This is a genomic window from Prevotella sp. CAG:255 (genome assembly GCF_000431195.1).
In the GTDB taxonomy this organism is placed as follows: Bacteria; Bacteroidota; Bacteroidia; order Bacteroidales; family Bacteroidaceae; genus Prevotella; species Prevotella rara.
Map to the genome: position 1 here is coordinate 1 of NZ_HF986775.1, position 16,947 is coordinate 16,947.

General features: G+C 43.4%; 11 protein-coding genes and 2 pseudogenes. 3 read left to right on the top strand and 10 right to left on the bottom strand.

Going from position 1 to position 16,947, the window contains the following annotated elements; genetic code table 11:
- Window positions 1-65: 65 nt before the first annotated feature.
- The 3 genes and pseudogenes from QVO66_RS02155 to QVO66_RS02165 form a co-directional block, all read left to right on the top strand.
- On the top strand, window positions 66-497 hold the full coding sequence (locus QVO66_RS02155) for a site-specific integrase (protein WP_021853740.1): 432 nt from the start codon (window positions 66-68) through the stop codon (window positions 495-497).
- A 158-nt stretch (window positions 498-655) separates the two neighbouring features.
- Window positions 656-1,296 (top strand): annotated as a pseudogene (locus QVO66_RS02160) (recombinase family protein).
- A 212-nt stretch (window positions 1,297-1,508) separates the two neighbouring features.
- Window positions 1,509-1,781, top strand: a pseudogene (locus QVO66_RS02165) (ORF6N domain-containing protein); the annotation flags it as partial.
- A 23-nt stretch (window positions 1,782-1,804) separates the two neighbouring features.
- Here QVO66_RS02165 and QVO66_RS02170 read toward each other — a convergent pair.
- The 10 genes from QVO66_RS02170 to QVO66_RS02215 all read right to left on the bottom strand — a co-directional run bounded on the left by QVO66_RS02170 (window position 1,805) and on the right by QVO66_RS02215 (window position 16,714).
- Complete coding sequence (locus QVO66_RS02170; protein ID WP_021853743.1) at window positions 1,805-2,305, bottom strand: class I SAM-dependent methyltransferase; 501 nt, start codon at window positions 2,303-2,305, stop codon at window positions 1,805-1,807.
- Window positions 2,306-2,311: 6 nt separating this feature from the next.
- Window positions 2,312-2,794: an AAA family ATPase gene (locus QVO66_RS02175; RefSeq protein WP_288172453.1), complete on the bottom strand. Its 483-nt coding sequence runs from the start codon at window positions 2,792-2,794 to the stop codon at window positions 2,312-2,314.
- A gap of 90 nt (window positions 2,795-2,884) precedes the next feature.
- Window positions 2,885-3,124, bottom strand: coding sequence for a GrpB family protein (locus tag QVO66_RS02180; protein ID WP_288172454.1), 240 nt, complete (start codon window positions 3,122-3,124; stop codon window positions 2,885-2,887).
- Between the two features lie 130 nt (window positions 3,125-3,254).
- Entirely contained in the window at window positions 3,255-3,710 is a 456-nt protein-coding gene (gene def / locus QVO66_RS02185) for a peptide deformylase (protein WP_021853747.1), read from the bottom strand.
- A 928-nt stretch (window positions 3,711-4,638) separates the two neighbouring features.
- Complete coding sequence (locus QVO66_RS02190; RefSeq protein ID WP_288172455.1) at window positions 4,639-5,199, bottom strand: hypothetical protein; 561 nt, start codon at window positions 5,197-5,199, stop codon at window positions 4,639-4,641.
- A gap of 29 nt (window positions 5,200-5,228) precedes the next feature.
- Window positions 5,229-5,648 (bottom strand): hypothetical protein, encoded by a 420-nt coding sequence (locus tag QVO66_RS02195; RefSeq protein WP_021853749.1) that lies wholly within the window; start codon window positions 5,646-5,648, stop codon window positions 5,229-5,231.
- Between the two features lie 848 nt (window positions 5,649-6,496).
- Window positions 6,497-8,221 (bottom strand): GH35 family beta-galactosidase, encoded by a 1,725-nt coding sequence (locus QVO66_RS02200; protein ID WP_288172471.1) that lies wholly within the window; start codon window positions 8,219-8,221, stop codon window positions 6,497-6,499.
- Between the two features lie 57 nt (window positions 8,222-8,278).
- Entirely contained in the window at window positions 8,279-10,210 is a 1,932-nt protein-coding gene (locus QVO66_RS02205; RefSeq protein ID WP_021853751.1) for an alpha-glucuronidase, read from the bottom strand.
- Window positions 10,207-14,118 carry a two-component regulator propeller domain-containing protein gene (locus QVO66_RS02210; protein WP_021853752.1) on the bottom strand — a complete coding sequence of 1,304 codons (3,912 nt, stop codon included), beginning with the start codon at window positions 14,116-14,118 and terminating at the stop codon, window positions 10,207-10,209. The genes QVO66_RS02205 and QVO66_RS02210 overlap by 4 nt, the downstream gene beginning before the upstream one ends.
- An 82-nt stretch (window positions 14,119-14,200) precedes the next feature.
- Window positions 14,201-16,714, bottom strand: a complete 2,514-nt coding sequence (locus tag QVO66_RS02215; protein ID WP_021853753.1) for a glycosyl hydrolase 115 family protein — start codon at window positions 16,712-16,714, stop codon at window positions 14,201-14,203.
- Window positions 16,715-16,947: the final 233 nt, after the last annotated feature.

Sequence of the window (16,947 nt, forward strand, 5' to 3'; positions counted from 1 at the left end):
ATTTTCTTTTTTTGTCGGTTCCTCTAATCGAAAACGGAAGTCATGGGTAACCACACCTTCCATAAATGAAAAGTGCCATTACCCAGCATCTAAGGTGGTGTGATATTAAAATGATAGATGGCGTGCCGACAATCAGCATCATACAGCGAAAGACAAAGCGTCCTGCCATTATTCCGCTCAATGAAATGGCGCAATCGTTGTTGCCACCTCGGACGGATGACAATCCGGAAAGTCTTGTGTTTCACCTTGTCAAGAAGTCAGACAACGTATCGAAATACGTAAGAAGACTTAAAGAAAAGGCTGGCATAGAAAAGGATTTGACCTACCATTGCTCACGGCATACGACAGCATCGTTGGCTATCTCAGCAGGAGCAGACATATCAGCAGTGAAGGATGTTTTGGGACATGGAAGCATCACTTCAACCGAAGTTTATGCAAAAGTGGCTCTTGAAAAGAAGATAGAGGCGGTCAATCTGTTTAATGGCGTGTTTGATTGAGACATACAGCAGGGTGCGAACAATGGGGAAGTCTTACTTCTTCCCTTTTGTTGGTAATTTGCCGTCAGGCTGTATTCAAAAAACGCTTGTGTTCAAATAAATCAGCAAGACTTATCTGGACACAGGCTTTTTCATGTTCAATTTAATCTTTGATATAGATGACAACAGGATTAATATACGCTCGTGTCTCCAGTATTGGTGACAGACAGAGCACGGAAAGACAGGTCAAAGACTTGTCGGAGTATGCAAAATATAAGGAAATAGAAATCCACAAGGTCTTTGAGGAACACTCTGGTGCAAAGAAGAATGATGAGCGTCTAGTGTTGTGTGAGGCAATGGAGTTCTGTAAGGAAAAGCGCATCAGCATTTTACTTGTCAGTGAACTGTCAAGATTGGGGCGCAATGCGTTTGAGGTGCTTGCCTCTGTCAAGGAACTCATTGACTGTGGCATCAACCTCTACATACAAAAGGAACAGCTTACATTATTGGACGAAGAAGGACATCCGTCCCTCTTTGCCCCGATAATGATAGCCACGCTTTCGACTTGTGCGCAATTGGAGCGTGACAATATCTCATTCCGATTGCAGTCAGGAAGGAAGCGGTTATAGAGAAAGGTGGAAAACTCGGACGCAAGGTAGGCTCTGTAAAAACGTCAGAACAGATGAAAACCGAATATAGGGAAGTAGTAAGTTTGCTCCGCAAGGGGTATTCCATTCGGGATGTGGCGAAGTTGTGTGGTAAAAGGGTAAGTACCGTACAACGAGTGAAGCGATTAATAAAAGTACAATCATCACAATAATACTATTGATTTTACGTTCCTTTCAAAGAAAGGGTTTGTGCAATAGTGGCTTAAAGGCTAAAAGCACTACCTTTGAATGCTGTTAAATATGGTAATGTTCAAAGTCACAATTTGTGATTTTGGAAAAATGAATATAAATATGACAGATAAAATAGAAAAAGGAGAGCAGCGAACTGACCACAAAAAGTGACCAGTTGGTTGGTGTTGACAATATAGAGCCTCTAATAAAAATCATTAGAGGACAACAAGTTATGCTTGACCGTGACCTTGCCTCACTTTATGGCGTTGAAACAAAGCGTCTTAATGAGCAAGTAAAACGTAAGATTAAACGATTTCCAGAAGATTTCATGTTTCAATTGACCAAGGACGAATGTTTAAGGTCGCAAATTGCGACCTTAAACGAAGGATGCGGACAACATTTGAAATACATGCCTTACGTATTTACTGAAAACGGAGTCGCTATGCTTAGTAGTATTTTACGTTCTGCCCCTGACGGTTGTGGTGATTATTATACGAATAAGGGTATTTGCCTCGGAACAGATAAGAAAAATAACAATTCACGTACTCCGTTATCCTCAAGCAATTTATAAACAGAGGTAAAAAGCGGCTTAATATCGGTAATATCCATGACCGCCATATTGGAGACTGCTTTTGTAAATGGCTTATTTCTTTTTAATGCCATCAGACTTGTTTCATTCGTAGCGTCTGCTACACAAAACTCAATATTATCGGCATACCGTTTTTGACGCTTTTTTGCCTGTTCCACCATTTTCTCACTATAATCAAAAGCCAAAACAGAGACAGCTTTTTCTGCAAGATATGCAGAATAATTTCCATTTCCACAGGCAATATCTAAAATATAGTCTGTTGGATCAGGATTTAGAAGCTCTGTTACTTTGGGGCGGACAACTTCTCTGTGAAAATCATTTGATTCATCCCCCATTGCACAATCCCAAAATTCAGCGTTTTGATTCCAGATTGCTTTACTTTCTTCCTTTGAATACTGCATAATATTCTATTTCTGCAAAATTACTTTTTCTCCTTCGCCCCATGGCTCCTGAAATGCGTGATAATGATGTTCCAATATTTCATCTGTTATCACAAACGGTGAATTGGCATTTAAGACCTGATTTCTTTTATAGAGTCTTTTTTGCAAAAGCTCCTTACTGGCTTTCATATAGACAAGTTCCGTTTCAGCGCCTGCTTTTCGGATTAGCTCTTTATAAAAATTCCGATTTTCCTTACTCCAAAAACTAAAATCAATCACAACATCTTTTCCTTGCTGAATCAGGGACAGCAGTTTTTTTTGAAGCGCAGCTTCCACCTGCTCTGACAATTTTTCATATTCTTCTTCCGGATAATCAATTCCCTTTCTCCCATAAAGTTTCCACATTTCTTCGTCAATGGAAAGTCTGATATATCCTTCCTGTTCTTTTTTCTTGGCGTAAGTAGTCTTTCCAGAACCACATACGCCGCACATCATAATAACTTTACTCAAACACATATAAAGAATTACAATTTCAGGTTTATATCGTTAATCAATATCCTTTTATTCAGCATCAATATGTTTAAATATTTCTGTCACCACCTAAGACTTTGCATCTGTATAATTCTGCACATATTTCCATGTGTTCTTTGCGAGAGTTTTTTCGCAAGAAGCGTATTTGTCTCTTTTGGCGGAAAATAGAATGATTACTAAAATAGGCTTGGCACACAAACCTTGAACGGATATAAAGCCAACATGTTCAATGGACATACTATTGCCATTTAAAGCATTCTCTATATCTTCATGTTCTTGAAAATACATTTTTTGCCCAAGATTCATCATACTCACAGCGAACTATTTCTCCGTTCAGTTCCTCTACTTCTCCAGTGGTCACTTGCTGCAAATATTCATTTGAAGGCATATTATTCTCTCATTTTTCTAATTCGAGAACCGGCTTTTGTTGGCTATAATTCTACATGTCAATTTCTTCAATGGCCTTATCTAAAAAAATCTTTCCATCCAGATGTTCCAATTCATGACAGAAACACTTTGCCATTTCACCTTTGCCGGTTATCACTACTTCTTCACCGTATTCATTCAATGCCTGTATTGTAACCTCATAAGGTCTGATGGTTTTAGCAAAACGGTCCGGGAAGCTAAGGCAGCCTTCAATACATTCTTGAATACCATGGCTTTCTAAAATCCGCGGATTTACGAGTTTTAGACGGCAACCGAGAAAATCAATCACAACCAGTCTTTTCAAGATGCCGACCTGATTTGCAGCTATAGCTGCTCCATTATCTGTTTTATGAAGAGTTTCAAGCATTTCTCCAAGTAAGCTGCGGATTTTATTATCAACCACTTTGACTTCTTCGCATCTGCTTCTTAATACCGGATCATTGCCATATCTGATTTTTCTTTTTGTCATTATTTATCTGTTTAATAAAATGAATATATTCTTGATTGGGTATAGCTTAATGATTTGCATTGTCTGTATGGTTATACCGAAGCCTTCTTAATATATGTTCCATGCATATCTGAGAAATAAATTCAGCATTGTACGTCTTCTTAACAGGCCTGATAAAAGCCAAGACTACAAAGTTACGGATTTTCTGCGTAAAAACCAAAGGCTGAATCAACTATTTTACTTTCTAATGCAACAAATTCAGTTAAGATAAAATAGAAATGAAATCTAATTTGCTTTGGTTATGGGTATTTTCACAGAAAGAATCTCATAAAATAACCTGTCGAACGCAGTCTCTGTGATAAAATATGTTGTGTATGGAAGGAACGGCCTGTCTATCGGCTTCTACTGAAAGGCAGTACACAGGTTATAATGCCGTATGGAAGCATACATAATAAATAATGGAATGTATCGCCATGCTAATAGTTCACCTGCTTGTTTTTACGCAAAATAGCATTCGAATTGATACTTTCTAATGTGTGTTTGTCTGAACTATATGGTATTTTCTGTTTCAGCGGCAACTGTTTTCAAAGAACCGGTCTGTATATTACAGCGTTCGTTCCCCATTTTTTGTGGAGGAAAATTTGACCTCCACGGATTTTTCAGCAATTCTTCTCGTATTGAACTTTACTATCTCTATATTAGGTCTATTACTTATATAAATCAAGTGGTGAATCCACTTTAAAAAGTGGTTTCGTTTAACCCAAATTGGTCATTAGAAAAAACTTTTTGTCATTTTCTAATGACCGCCATTAGAAAAATATCTCCGTATATGCTTTATTTATAAATATTTACTAACTTTACCACAAAAAAATATAAACTCCAATCCGGAACTGTGAAATAAAGTTCGGAATCGAGTAGGAGATAAACACCTATGATTAGTGTTTACCTCCTACTCGATTTTGTCAATGTATGATGCTACAAAATAGACAATCGAAATGACCGTATAAAGGAAACACAGCAAGAATATCCAAAGCAAAGTCTTTACCCAACCATTTGACAACCACACACCTTCATTCCTTGACATCATATTAGACATGTCATAGAAATGGCGAATGAGGATTTCTTTGTTTTCCTTTCGGTGGTCTTCAAGAAGTTTGGACTCGTTTTCAATGAGTTTCTTTCTGTCATCTGTCAGTTTCTCTATGTCGGCATCATCAACCTTAGCCTTGAATTTTATATCTCTCACTTTGGCAATAAAGCTATCAATGGCTTTTGTAACAGCGTCCGCTTTATCGGTGGCTTTATCCAAGTTGTCCTTTGCTTCCTTTAAAGAAGATACTGCCGTTTCAAGTTCTGATTTTGCTGAAGTCAAGCTATTGCCAGCATCCTTGTAGGCCTGAAGCTGTTGGTCAAACTTGTCCGAAGCCTTGTCTGTTTCGATATTCTTGTCAATCGTATTCTCGAAAGAGCCGAAATCCATATCCGAGATTTTGCTTTTACCTATTGGCATAGTATCAATGTTGTTGGTTGAACATTCGGTTATCTGCCATACCCTTGCTTCTTGCGAGGTCTGCACAGGCGATTAGCCATCATAGCGCAGCGATACGCCCAAGACAGTTCATCCTCGTCCTTGTCACGTCCCCAACCTGAGGTAGCACCATCTCCGCCACCGCCAGACTGGGCGGCAATGGTTGTGGCAGCATCAATGTATTCAGCAAAGAGAAGAATGGCGGTCTTCTGCACATCACCAATCCTGGCAAACACATTGTCGGCATTCAAAGCTATATTCTTATCGATGACATCCAGACAATTCTGAGGAATATCAACAGGATAATGATGAAACTCGTCCGTATAAAAGTCGAAGTGACGTATCTTTGGAGTGTTGTCCGCAGTAGGCATGGGTTTGGGTACAGTTGCCTGTCTTTTCAGGTAGAAGATAACTGAAAATGTACTCTTCATCGTTCTAAAATTTTTTTGGTTTCAAATTTAGTTCGTGAAGAATCCTTCGTTGCTACGCAAATCATTGAGGAATACTGCAATTCTCGTTCACGCCGCATTTTCTTGCGTGAGTTGTTAGTAACTCACTGGAAGTTAGTGTTTTCTATATTCTTCCAACCTCGTCATAACCTGTTTTGGGCATGGTCACGAATTGGTAACGCTGCGATGTCCTAACTTGGCTTTTTCATTGCTTTTTCTGTCTTTCATTTTTTCAAGCCATCTTCCTAAAACGCCTATCTGCCAATAACTTTGCTACATTTTTCTGTTTATCACTTTTTATTCGTACTTTTGAATGACAAAACTCTATGGTTTTTGCATAAAAAAGCGGTCACTTTTGCATCAAAAGTGGCCCGTTTACTACACGTAAACCGGCCACTAACAGTTCGAAACATAACAGCTGCTGTTTGGTTAATGATTTTCTTGTAGAATAACGTTTAATGTTTAAAATGTAATAGAAACAGGCGTAAATGGTTATAATTTTTACGCTTGTTTTTAGATGCCGCCCGAAAAAGCCTTTTATCCGCCTGTGCAGTGATTACGCAACAGCATTGAATTGCTGCATCAGTCAGGTTAGAGTTGAAAGTAAGGGGTATAATATAATAAGGTGTACGGGGCAATCGTCTGACGGGGCATGACTGATAGGGCATAAAAAATACTCTATATTCGCCCTTCAAGATGTCCTTATGGCGTATATAGAGTATTTTTCTGTCGGCCGCTAGCAGGCCTTATTTTTATTGTGAAGCCTTAACCATCTTTGTCTGACGGTAGACTCTGCAGCCTTTTTTTAATTTGCTTGGCTGTTCCCCTTCTCAATACTTATACAGCTTGACGTGCAGAATCTTATATTCGCCTACAGATATGCGGGCGTGGCGTCCCTGATGGCTTTGATCTCCGTTTTCTCTTCTCAGATATTTCAGCGTTCCGTCTTTGTTTATTGCCACCTCATCCACGTAGCCTATGCCTGCACGCATTCCTTTAAATTTAGGCTGCGTTCCGTTCTGCGTGCCCGTGTTTTGGCCATTTTGGGCAAATCCGTCTTCGCCAAGTATCTTTTTTTCTTCTTGTTCCTTCTCGCTGTTTGTCGTAAATTCTACAACGATGCCGTTGCCGGCTATGATGTAGTCCATGTCTGCCACCTTTATTATAATGCCTCCGCCTTCGGGCCATTCAGAGCCGTCGGTGGCGCGAGGATCCCATGGCAGTGTGAAGTTGTGGCGGCATGTCAGCGTGATGTCGCCGTCTACGATGACGCGTTCGCGGTCGTTGCCGTCAAAGAGCAGTCCGTGTGTCAGGCCCTTGCCCTGATATTTCAGCAGCAGCGGCGACAGCTCTTCCAGCATGGCGTAGCTCTCCTTTATGCTCTTGTGGTCGTCGGCAGAGCCGTGGTCTATGTCGAATGGTGAGAAGCCTATGGCGTCGTGCTCGCCAAAGGCGTACAGCGCACGCACACCACTGTTGCGGCAGAAGCGCGACTCGGGTATGAACAGCGGATTTTCGGGCTGCTTGTACTGGTCGGCCCAGCTCTTGAAGCCTGTGTCGTAGATGTCAGGAGCAAGGATGTCTATGCTGGGTGCGGCGCAGTGCCACAGGTCTACAAGGTGTGCAAGCGGCCCTGCCGACGGATATTCGCCCGGCTTGCGTCCGCGGCTGTTGAGCGCAGCGTTTACATAGAGGGGCATGTCGCAGATGCGGCGGGCCTCGAGAGCCAGCTGTTCAACATATTTTGCATGATAGTAGGCCATGAACACCTCGTCAGCATATATGTCCGTGCCAAACACCTGTGCCCATGTGGCGCCTTTCTTCAGCCTGTTGTTTATAGCGTTGTGGCTGTCTTTTGTCCATTTCTCTGAGCCTGTGAGCATTTTCAGCAGGTGAGGGTGCAGCTTTTTCCCGTTGCTCCTTATATATTTTATAAGGTCTTCGGGCACGGCAGAGCTGAAAGCCTTTTGTGCCTTGTCCGAGTAGTCGCGTGCGTCCTCGAGCATGCCGATTTCGTTTTCAATCTGCATCATTATCACCGTGTTTCGGCTGCTGTCGGCCTCAGATATGAATTTCATCAATTTGCTGAAGGCGTTTTTGTCTGCTTGCAGTATGTTGTCTGAGAATGCGCTGGCAATTTCAAGAGGCTTTCCGCGGCGTGTCATTGCGCGCGGATATTTCCTGGTGTTTTCCTTGAACCATAGCGGTGCATAGCAGCTCATGGAGTTTTTCCATGCTCCAAACCACAGGAATATTACTTTCAGGTCGTTTTTGCGTGCCTGTTCTATGACTGTCTTCGGCAGCGAGAAGTCAAACTTGCCTTCCTCCGGTTCGATGAGGTCCCATTGTGCCGGCACAAGCACCGTGTTGAGTCCTCGTTCCTTGCATGTGCGCATCACGCTTATTATGTCTGCCTCGCACGTAGCGGCCGAGTTGCTCAGCTCTCCGCACAGCAGGAGCATGGGCTTTCCGCCTACTGTTATTTGTGTGGCAGTGCCCTGTTTCTGCAGCTTTGCCTGTGCATGGGCTTCGCTGCCGCAGAACATGGCCATCATGGCCGACAGGGCTGCGGTGCCTGCCAGATAAGTTATTTTGTTCATTGTATGTACTTGCTATTTTGTTATTTCCTGTTTTGAGAATGTCTGAAAATATTTAAGGCACGTGTCGCGCCATTCTTCGGCGTTCTCTACCTGTTCGGCCATTCTTTGGCTTACTTCCATAAAGCGCTGTCTGTCTACATACGGCTCCATCTTGCTCCAAGTCTCGGCAAATCTCTTTGCCTCGGCCACGCCGCGGTTGTAGTGGGCGCAGAGGCTCTGCCATAGCGTTGTGCCGTCTTTCATCTTGTGATTCCAGCTTACGTGGTGGAACCACAGCAGATATTCCTCGGGACAGGTATTGATGTCGTTGTATATGCTGTCGAACGGATGGCGATACTGGCTTACGGCCTTTGTGCCGTTCATTGTGCGGTCGAAGCCGATGCCGGTGCTGTCGGCCTTATGATAGTATACGGGGCACCATTCTATCGGATATTTTGGATAGAAACCCTGTGGCTCAGGACCATAGTGGTGGTCGGCCTTGAATATGTGGTGCAGTCCGAGCGGCATCATATAGTCTACACAGGCTTCGCGGCTGCTCATCATAACTTCCTTCATCGGCTTGATGAAAGCTGTGTCGTGTGTGAAAGTCTGTTTGAGCCATTCGTCTGCAATCTGTTCTGACGACAGGGTAGGGTCCCATGCCAGTCGGCCAAAGGCATACCAGTTGGCCTGTGAGAAATGGTGGCCGCACCAGTTGGCGTCATCGCCCGTGTTGGCCACTCCTGCAATGCCGATAAGCTGTTTGGGGCTTACAAAGCTGAAAAACTCTTTCCACATCGGTGCCAGGTATACAAGGTGGCGGCTCTGTCCGAGATATTCCTGCGTAATCTGCAGCTCTGCCATCATCGGTGTATGCTTAATCTGGTCGAACAGAGGAGCATAAGGCTCGCGCGGCTGGAAGTCGAGCGGACCGTTCTTTGTTTGCAGAATAACGTTGCTGCTGAACTTTCCGTCGAGGTCTTTAAACTCTGTAACGGCCTGCATTACGCGGTCTTCGCCCTCATGATTGCCGTAAACGAAGCTGCGCCATATGACCAGTCCGCCGTGCGGGGCAAGAGCTTCTGCAAGCATGTTGGCTCCCTCGGCATGTGTGCGGTGATAGTCGCCGGGGCCGGGTTGTCCTTCTGAGTTAGCCTTTACGAGGAAACCGCCGAAGTCGGGTATCTCCTTATATATTTCGTTTACCTTGTTTTTCCACCATGTGCGCACGCCTTCGTTGAGCGGGTCGGCTGTCTTCAGTCCGCCCTCAGCCATTGGCGACGCAAAGTTCACCGAGAGATAAACCTTTATTCCGTAGTCGCGGAACATATCTGCCAGCACCTTTACCTTTTTTATATATAAGGTGTTGAGCATCTTGGGCGAAGCGTTCACGTTGTTTATCACCGAGCCGTTGATGCCTATCGACGCGTTTGCGCGGCAATAGGTAGTGAGGCGTTCTTTCAGGGCAAGGCTCATCGTGCCTTTGTCGCCGTTGATTTCGTCCCACTTCCATATGCTCAGGCCCGCATATCCTCGCTCTACAGACCTGTCAAGATTGTCCCAATGGTTGAGTATGCGGTATTTTACGGCAGGATTTTCCTTTATGTTGATGTTGTCAATAGGCATACAGCTGTCCTGCAGGCGCAGCAGTTCGTAGGCTCCGTAGAGCAGTCCGCAGCTGTTTTTCGCCTTTATTGTTATGTGGCCGTTGCTCTTGTCGGTTGTTATCTCGAAGCCTTCTTCGCCGGTTGCCGTCTTGTCTTTTATCAGGCTTACCGGTTTTCCGTGCCAGTATGTGGCAAGTTCTCTTGTGGCTATTTTAGCCGTGTTCGACTTGTCTTTAGTCGTGATTTCACACAGGTCGCTGTTGCGCTGGCTTCTCAGCCAAAGGCGTGAGCCGTCTTCTGCATATGCAACGCATGTGATTGCCGCCATTAGCAGGGCGGTTAAAAATGTCTTTTTCATGATTCCTGTTTTTGCTCTGTATTTTCGTTATGCTCTTTTTTAGCGTATTCAGTAGGCGGCATGCCGTAGCGTTTCCTGAACACGGTAGAGAAGTGGGTCTGGTTGTTGAAGCCTACGGCATAGGCCACCTGAGTGACGTTTATCTTCTGCTCTCTTATCAGTCGTGCAGCCTGTTCCAGTCTCAGATTACGGATAAACTCGCCGGTTGATATTCCGGTTATTTCCTTCATCTTGCGGTGCAGCTGTGCGCGGCTTATGCCAACGTCTTCAGCAAGACTCTCAACGTTGAAGTCGGGGTCGGATATATGCTCGTTTATCGACTTCATGATGCGGTTCATCAGTTGGTCGTTGTTGCCCTTCACCTCTATCTGTTCAATCTTGTCCTTCTGTTCCTGTGCGCCCGAATATTTTCCGCGCAGCCTTCTTACGTTGCTGATAAGATTGTCTGTAAGTATGTGCAGCTCAGACATGTTGAACGGCTTTGCCAGAAAGGCGTCTGCGCCTTTCTTGAAGCTTTCGAGCCTGTCGGCAACGTCAGATTTTGAAGTTAGCAATATCACGGGGATGTCGTTTATGCGGCTGTTGGTCTTTATCTTCTTCAGCAGCGTTACTCCGTCCATCTCCGGCATCATGATGTCTGAGACAACGATGTCATAATGTTCTTTCAGCAGGGCGTCAAGGGCTTCAACACCGTTGGGGAACGTGTCTACCTTGTACCATTCGCTCATCTCATTCTTTATGTACTGCCTCATTTCCGCGTCGTCGTCCACCACCATCATCCTGCAGTTGGTGTATGTGGGCTTCTTAGACAGCATGCTGTTTGAGTTGTCGTCTTCAGGCGAAATTATCTCTTCGGGCTTCAGATGGCTGTTGCCTTTGGGTATGCTTATCGTTATCTGTGCGCCCTGCACGTTGTCTGTTCGGTTGGCTGCCTTAATCGTGCCTCCGTGCATTTCGGTTAGCGTGCGGCTCAGGTTGAGTCCTATGCCGGTGCCTTCAAGGCTGATGCCGCGGCTGTTTGGTTCCTGATAGAAACGCTCAAACAGCTTGTCGGTGTTCTTGTTCTTGAAACCCATGCCTGTGTCGAGCACGTCTATTGTTACATGCTGTTCGTCTTCTTTCAGACGTATGGTTATGCTTCCGCCGTCGGGCGTGAACTTGAAGGCGTTCGACAACAGGTTAGATATAATCTTGTCGAAGTTTATCTTGTCTATCCACGCATAGCATGAGCCAGCCTCATGTTCGAAGTTGAATATGATGTTGTGCTGGTCGGCATTATATCTGAACCTTGCGCAAACATCATTTATATATGTTGCCATTTCCGTCTTTTCGCAGTGCAGGTGCATCTGTTTCTTGTCAATCTTTCTGATGTCAAGAATCTGGTTGACAAGCAGCAGAAGCCGCTGTGCGTTGCGGTCGATGGTCTTTATGTCGTTCTGGCTTTCGGCATCGGTCAGTCTCGACTTCAGCTTGTTGAGAGGGCCGAGGATAAGTGTCAGCGGCGACCTGATGTCGTGGGTCGCATTGATGAGGAACCGCATCTTGGTCTCCTCTAATTCTTCGTTCTTGCGGCGCTTGTAGTTTCTTGCGTATAGGTAGATGCCTGTGGCTATTACCATTATGTATATAATCCATGCCAGCGTTGACGCATACCAGGGCGACAGCACTTTTATGATTACTTTCTTGCTGCTCTTAGATACAGCACCGTTGGCTGTAGCCCTTACCTCAATCTCGTATTTTCCCGGTTTTAGTTTGTTGAATGATATTGCGTTTGTGCCTTCCGGTATGGAAATCCAGTTCTCATTGTCGTTAATCTTATATTGGAATGTGATTTCATCAGTATATTTGAAATTGAGCAATGAGAACTCTAAAGAAAATGTATTTTCATCATACGGTACAACAAATTTATCAGAAAAACAGCTCATCTCCTTGCCGTCGAGGATAAAGTTTGTCAGATAAATCTGCCCAAGCTCCATCTTTGTGTTCTTGATGTCTTTCGGGTAAAATACGGTTATGCCGTCGTCGATGCCGAATACAATTCTGTCATCGCTGAAATGGGCTGCGGCTCCACCGATGTATTCCTTCGTGGCAAGTCCGTTTCCGCGTATATGGCTGATAAATGTCTTTTGTTTATGGTTATACTGCCAAATGCCCATGGCGGTGCTCATCCATATGTCATTGTTATGGTCGAACACTATGCTGTATATAAAATTGGTCTGAAGCTGCTTTGGAGAGTTTGGAAATGTGTAAAGTGTATGTTTCTTCTTGTTGTAAACATATAATCCAGTATTTGTGCCAAGTAAAATTTTACCGTCTGCCGTTTCGTTGACAGACAGGCATTGTATATTCTTGAAACGTTTGTCTTTTATAACATTAAAGTTAAACGATTTAGTATCCATTACGGATATTCCATTTGTCGTTCCAATCCATAGAAGTCCATCTCTGTCAATATACAGCGTTTTTATCCAGTCGTTGCACAGCACACCTTTACCCTTGTCTTTATCTCTCATGCTGAATTGTATTGTCGAACAGTTTTGAGTGTTATAGACACAGAGACCTTTACTGTAGTTGCATATATAGAGGGTGCCTTTTCCGTCGTCTGTGATATAGTTTAGTCCCCATCCGTCGTATTTTGCTTTCTGATGATATTCTCCGGTATAAGGGTTATATGAGTAAAGTGTGGTTTCGCTGCATAGCCAATAGTTTCCTTGCTTGTCCTTGTATATGGTGTTTGCTCCTGCCGGCGATGTTGGATGAGATGTTATGTTGCCATTTTTATCAAATTTATAAACACCGGTTTTCTGTATTGTTACAAAGATGTCGCCATTGTGTCCGGGGGCAATGGACGATACGCTGCTTCCTAACAAGTAGTTGTGTTGTGAGAAAGTCCAGCTGTTAAAGGCATCTTTCTTTTGTGAAATCATGTAAATACCTTTCTTATAGCAGCTTATCCATATGTTTTTGTCTTTGTCTTCATACATGTTGTTTACATTTGCTGTAGACAAGTCAAATGTCGAATTTTTATCTTTATACGAAATAAGTTTACGGCTGTTTCGGGGTATTATCATCATACCTTTGCCTGATGTACCGATCAGGATATTTCCATTGCTGTCTAATATTGCTTTTCGGATAGAGACAGTCCTGTTAAGTTCACTCATATCGAAACCGGCATCATGTATGGTTCCGTCTTTATATCGATATTCAAGTATGCCATACATGCATACGATATAAAAACTTTTAGCGCCATTCTTTATAAAGCTAATAGCAGGACCATGGCTAAGTTTAAAATCTTTGAATTGTACAGGAACTTTTTCTTTGTTCAGAATAATTCTTGTTATTATTGGCAGATGACTGTTTTGCCATATGTTACCCATGTCATCTTCGAATATTCTGCTTTTATAGTCGTCATTATGACTTTTCCAAAAAGAATTATCCTTAATGATTTTATCTGTGCCTTTGGATATTTTATATAATCCGTATCCGGCAGTGGCAATGAGAATGTCGCCATTGCTCATTTCGAGAATTGTTTCTATTCTTGGTGTGTTGCCGTCTGGACAATGATATCTTTTAAAATCGTTGGTCTTGTAGTTGTATTTCATCAAGCCTTTCTCGCTTCCAATCCAAAATTGCCCTTTTTTATCAACTAAGAAAGATGTTATGTCATTGCTGATTATAGACGTACTGTCGTTGATGTCTGTGAGGTAATGTGTAAATCTGTAACCGTCGAATTTGTTAAGCCCATATTCTGTTCCTATCCATATAAATCCATATTTATCCTGAATTATACATGTTGTCTTGTTACTGGCCAGGCGTTCAGACGTATAAAGGTGTGAACCGCTGTCGGCTATTGCCAACAACGATACACACAAATATATAATAAAGTAAATAGCAAGTTTAAAGTTTTTCATATCCGTTTGTTGTATAACTACAAAAATAACGAAAAAATCTTAACCGCCAAATTGTTTTATGTTTTATTTGCCTTTATTATGATTACATCGTCCTGAACTTCTCAGATTCTTTCATGTGCAGATATGAATTTTTATATCCGCCCATGTCTATAACGATTTTTTCAAACACGATGCCCGGATCGTTGGGCGTTATCTTTATTTCATGCATGTTGTCGCTTGTTTTTCCGAGCGGCAGTGTTATTACGCTCTCAACAACTCTGCGGGCAACAGTGGGGTAGTAGACCGTATAGATGTTCTCCGGACTTTCGTTCAGATCCTTGTTGAAGTTTATTGTTTTGGCTTCGCTGCCGTCAATACTGATGTTATAGGTCAGTCCGCCTTTATTGAGGAAGTCGAGAGTTGATTTCACTACGACATATACCTTAACATCGCCAGTGTATTTACCGTCTGTAACGAATTTGTATGTCAGTCCGGCGCCTTCGACCTCCTTGTTGTATGGCCTTAATGATATTCCGCTCAGAGTCCTGCCCATAAATGGGATTACAGTCCACTTGGCATCTTTGACATCAGCCTTGCTGTAAAAATGTTCTGCCTCTATGGCTGCATAGCCGTTGCTTGCCTTGTGTATGAAGCCGCCTTCGGCGTTGTTTTCTGCTATTCTGAACACTTCGGGTAACATGTCTTTCTCAAAATCGTCGTTCCAGTTGGTGTAGCCAATGTGCTTCTGGATCATCATGCCGTTCCACTTTCCGCCGGCAATCTCATGATTATATTGCGCGCACAATACAGAGTCGCGTCTGAAGGCTTCTTCCACTTTGTCGGCCCATTTATTTGCATCAGGGTCGTTGTTCTTGTATAGCTTGTGGTTCATGGCCTGTGCGTAATACATCTGGTAAAGGTTGCCCATGGCCTGTATGGGGAACAGGATTATCTCGCGGTATGTGTCCTTATATTCATCTTTCAACGTGATAAACTGTCGCAGTGCTTCTGCTTCCAGTTTCATATAGTCGTTGACAACCTTTTCCCATTCGCCGGTTTCAAGGTTATATGTGTTGCGGTCAAGCATTTCTGCCGTGATTCTTCCGTTGTACTTGCAGCAGAGGTTAAGCAGGCGTGCGGCTTCTTCTGCCTGTTCGTCGCCAAACTGCTGTTTACAGAAGTCGAGGGTGTGGTCGGTTATGTTGGTTTCGTTATATCTCTTTGGATTCCATGCCATGTCGAGGAACAGGCTGATAGGATATTCCATCGGTTTTAAGTCGCCAACGTTTAATATCCAGATGCGGTCAATGCCGTATTCTGAGGCCAGCGAAAGCTGTTCCCACATATTCTGTGTGGGTGTTACGTTTATCCATTTTGAATTTCTCGGTGCGCCAACGTAATCAACGTGGTAATACAGGCCCCAGCCTCCGGCACGTTTTGCTTCTTTTGCGTTTGGCACGCGTCTTACGTTGCCCCAGTTGTCGTCACACAGCAGTATGGTAACGTCGTCCGGCACCTTCATGCCTTTGTCGTAATAGTCCATAACCTCTTTATAAAGTGCCCACATCTGCGGGGTCTTGTCTGCCCGCTGCTTTGTAACGTCACTGATTATCTGTCTTTGGTTGCGTATTATCTTTTCGAGCAGTGCTACGTCAGACTCCTCGCTCATTGCCTCGTCACCGTCGCCTCTCATGCCGATGGTTACAATGTCTTCTGTACCCTGTCGTCTTTCAATTCCTTCCTTAAAGAATTTATCAAGTACTTCCTGATTTGTGTTATAGTTCCACTTTCCGTATTTGTCACGGTTACGTGCCCATTCCTGATGGTTGCGTGCCATGGGCTCATGGTGCGATGTGCCTATAATCACTCCCATCTCGTCTGCAGTCTTGCTGTTAAGCTCATCGTCAGCGTAGAAGGCCCATCCCCACATGGCCGGCCATAGCAGGTTACCTTTCAGACGGAGTATAAGTTCGAACACTTTTGCATAGAACTCGTGGTTGCCGTATTCTGTGCCAAAGGTGTTCTTCACCCATGTTGTGAGGCATGGAGCTTCATCGTTGAGAAAAATTCCACGGTATCTTACGGCCGGTTCACCGTCCGTATAGACACCTTTTTTTATATATATATGTTTGTGCTGTTCGATAGGAGTGTCTGCCCAATAGTACCATGGCGAGACGCCAATCTGTTTTGACAGTTCATAAATTCCGTATATCGTACCTCTTCTGTCGCTGCCGGCAATCACCAGCTGGCCGTTGTCGATGGTGATGACATACATCTCTCGCTTTCCCTTCAGCTGCTTCATGTCGTTCTTGCGCTGTTTCATTATTTTGTCTATGGCAGCAGAGTGGCCTATTGTGCCTACAATGATTTTTGCGTTGTTGCTGTTTGTGCTGATCTTTACGTCTGCTCCACAAACTTTGTTGATGTCAGTTGACATGTTGCGTACAGCCGTCATCACACCCTTACAGTCGTTTTGGTCAACAAATATAGTCACTTCATTGTTCTGGTTCAGCAGCATGTCGCCTGCCGAAAAACTGATAAAGCTATTTGCACTAAAAGCTTTTAATGATGCAAAAAAGATAAAGAATACAAATGCTGTAACTACTTTATTTTTCATATTACTAAGGTTTTTTATGCAAAAATACTTACGTAAATATAAAAAACCTAATTTATTTGTTGTAAATAGTTGCCGATGATACGAATTGAAACGCAATGGTAACGAAAATAATCCCCATTTAGAAAACAATGGAGTATTTTTGCAATTGATAAATAATTTTGATTTTGTATAAGCCTGACTGATGTCTGCTTTTTCATCAAGGCTGTGACACCGACGGCTTGTTTCTTTAATAT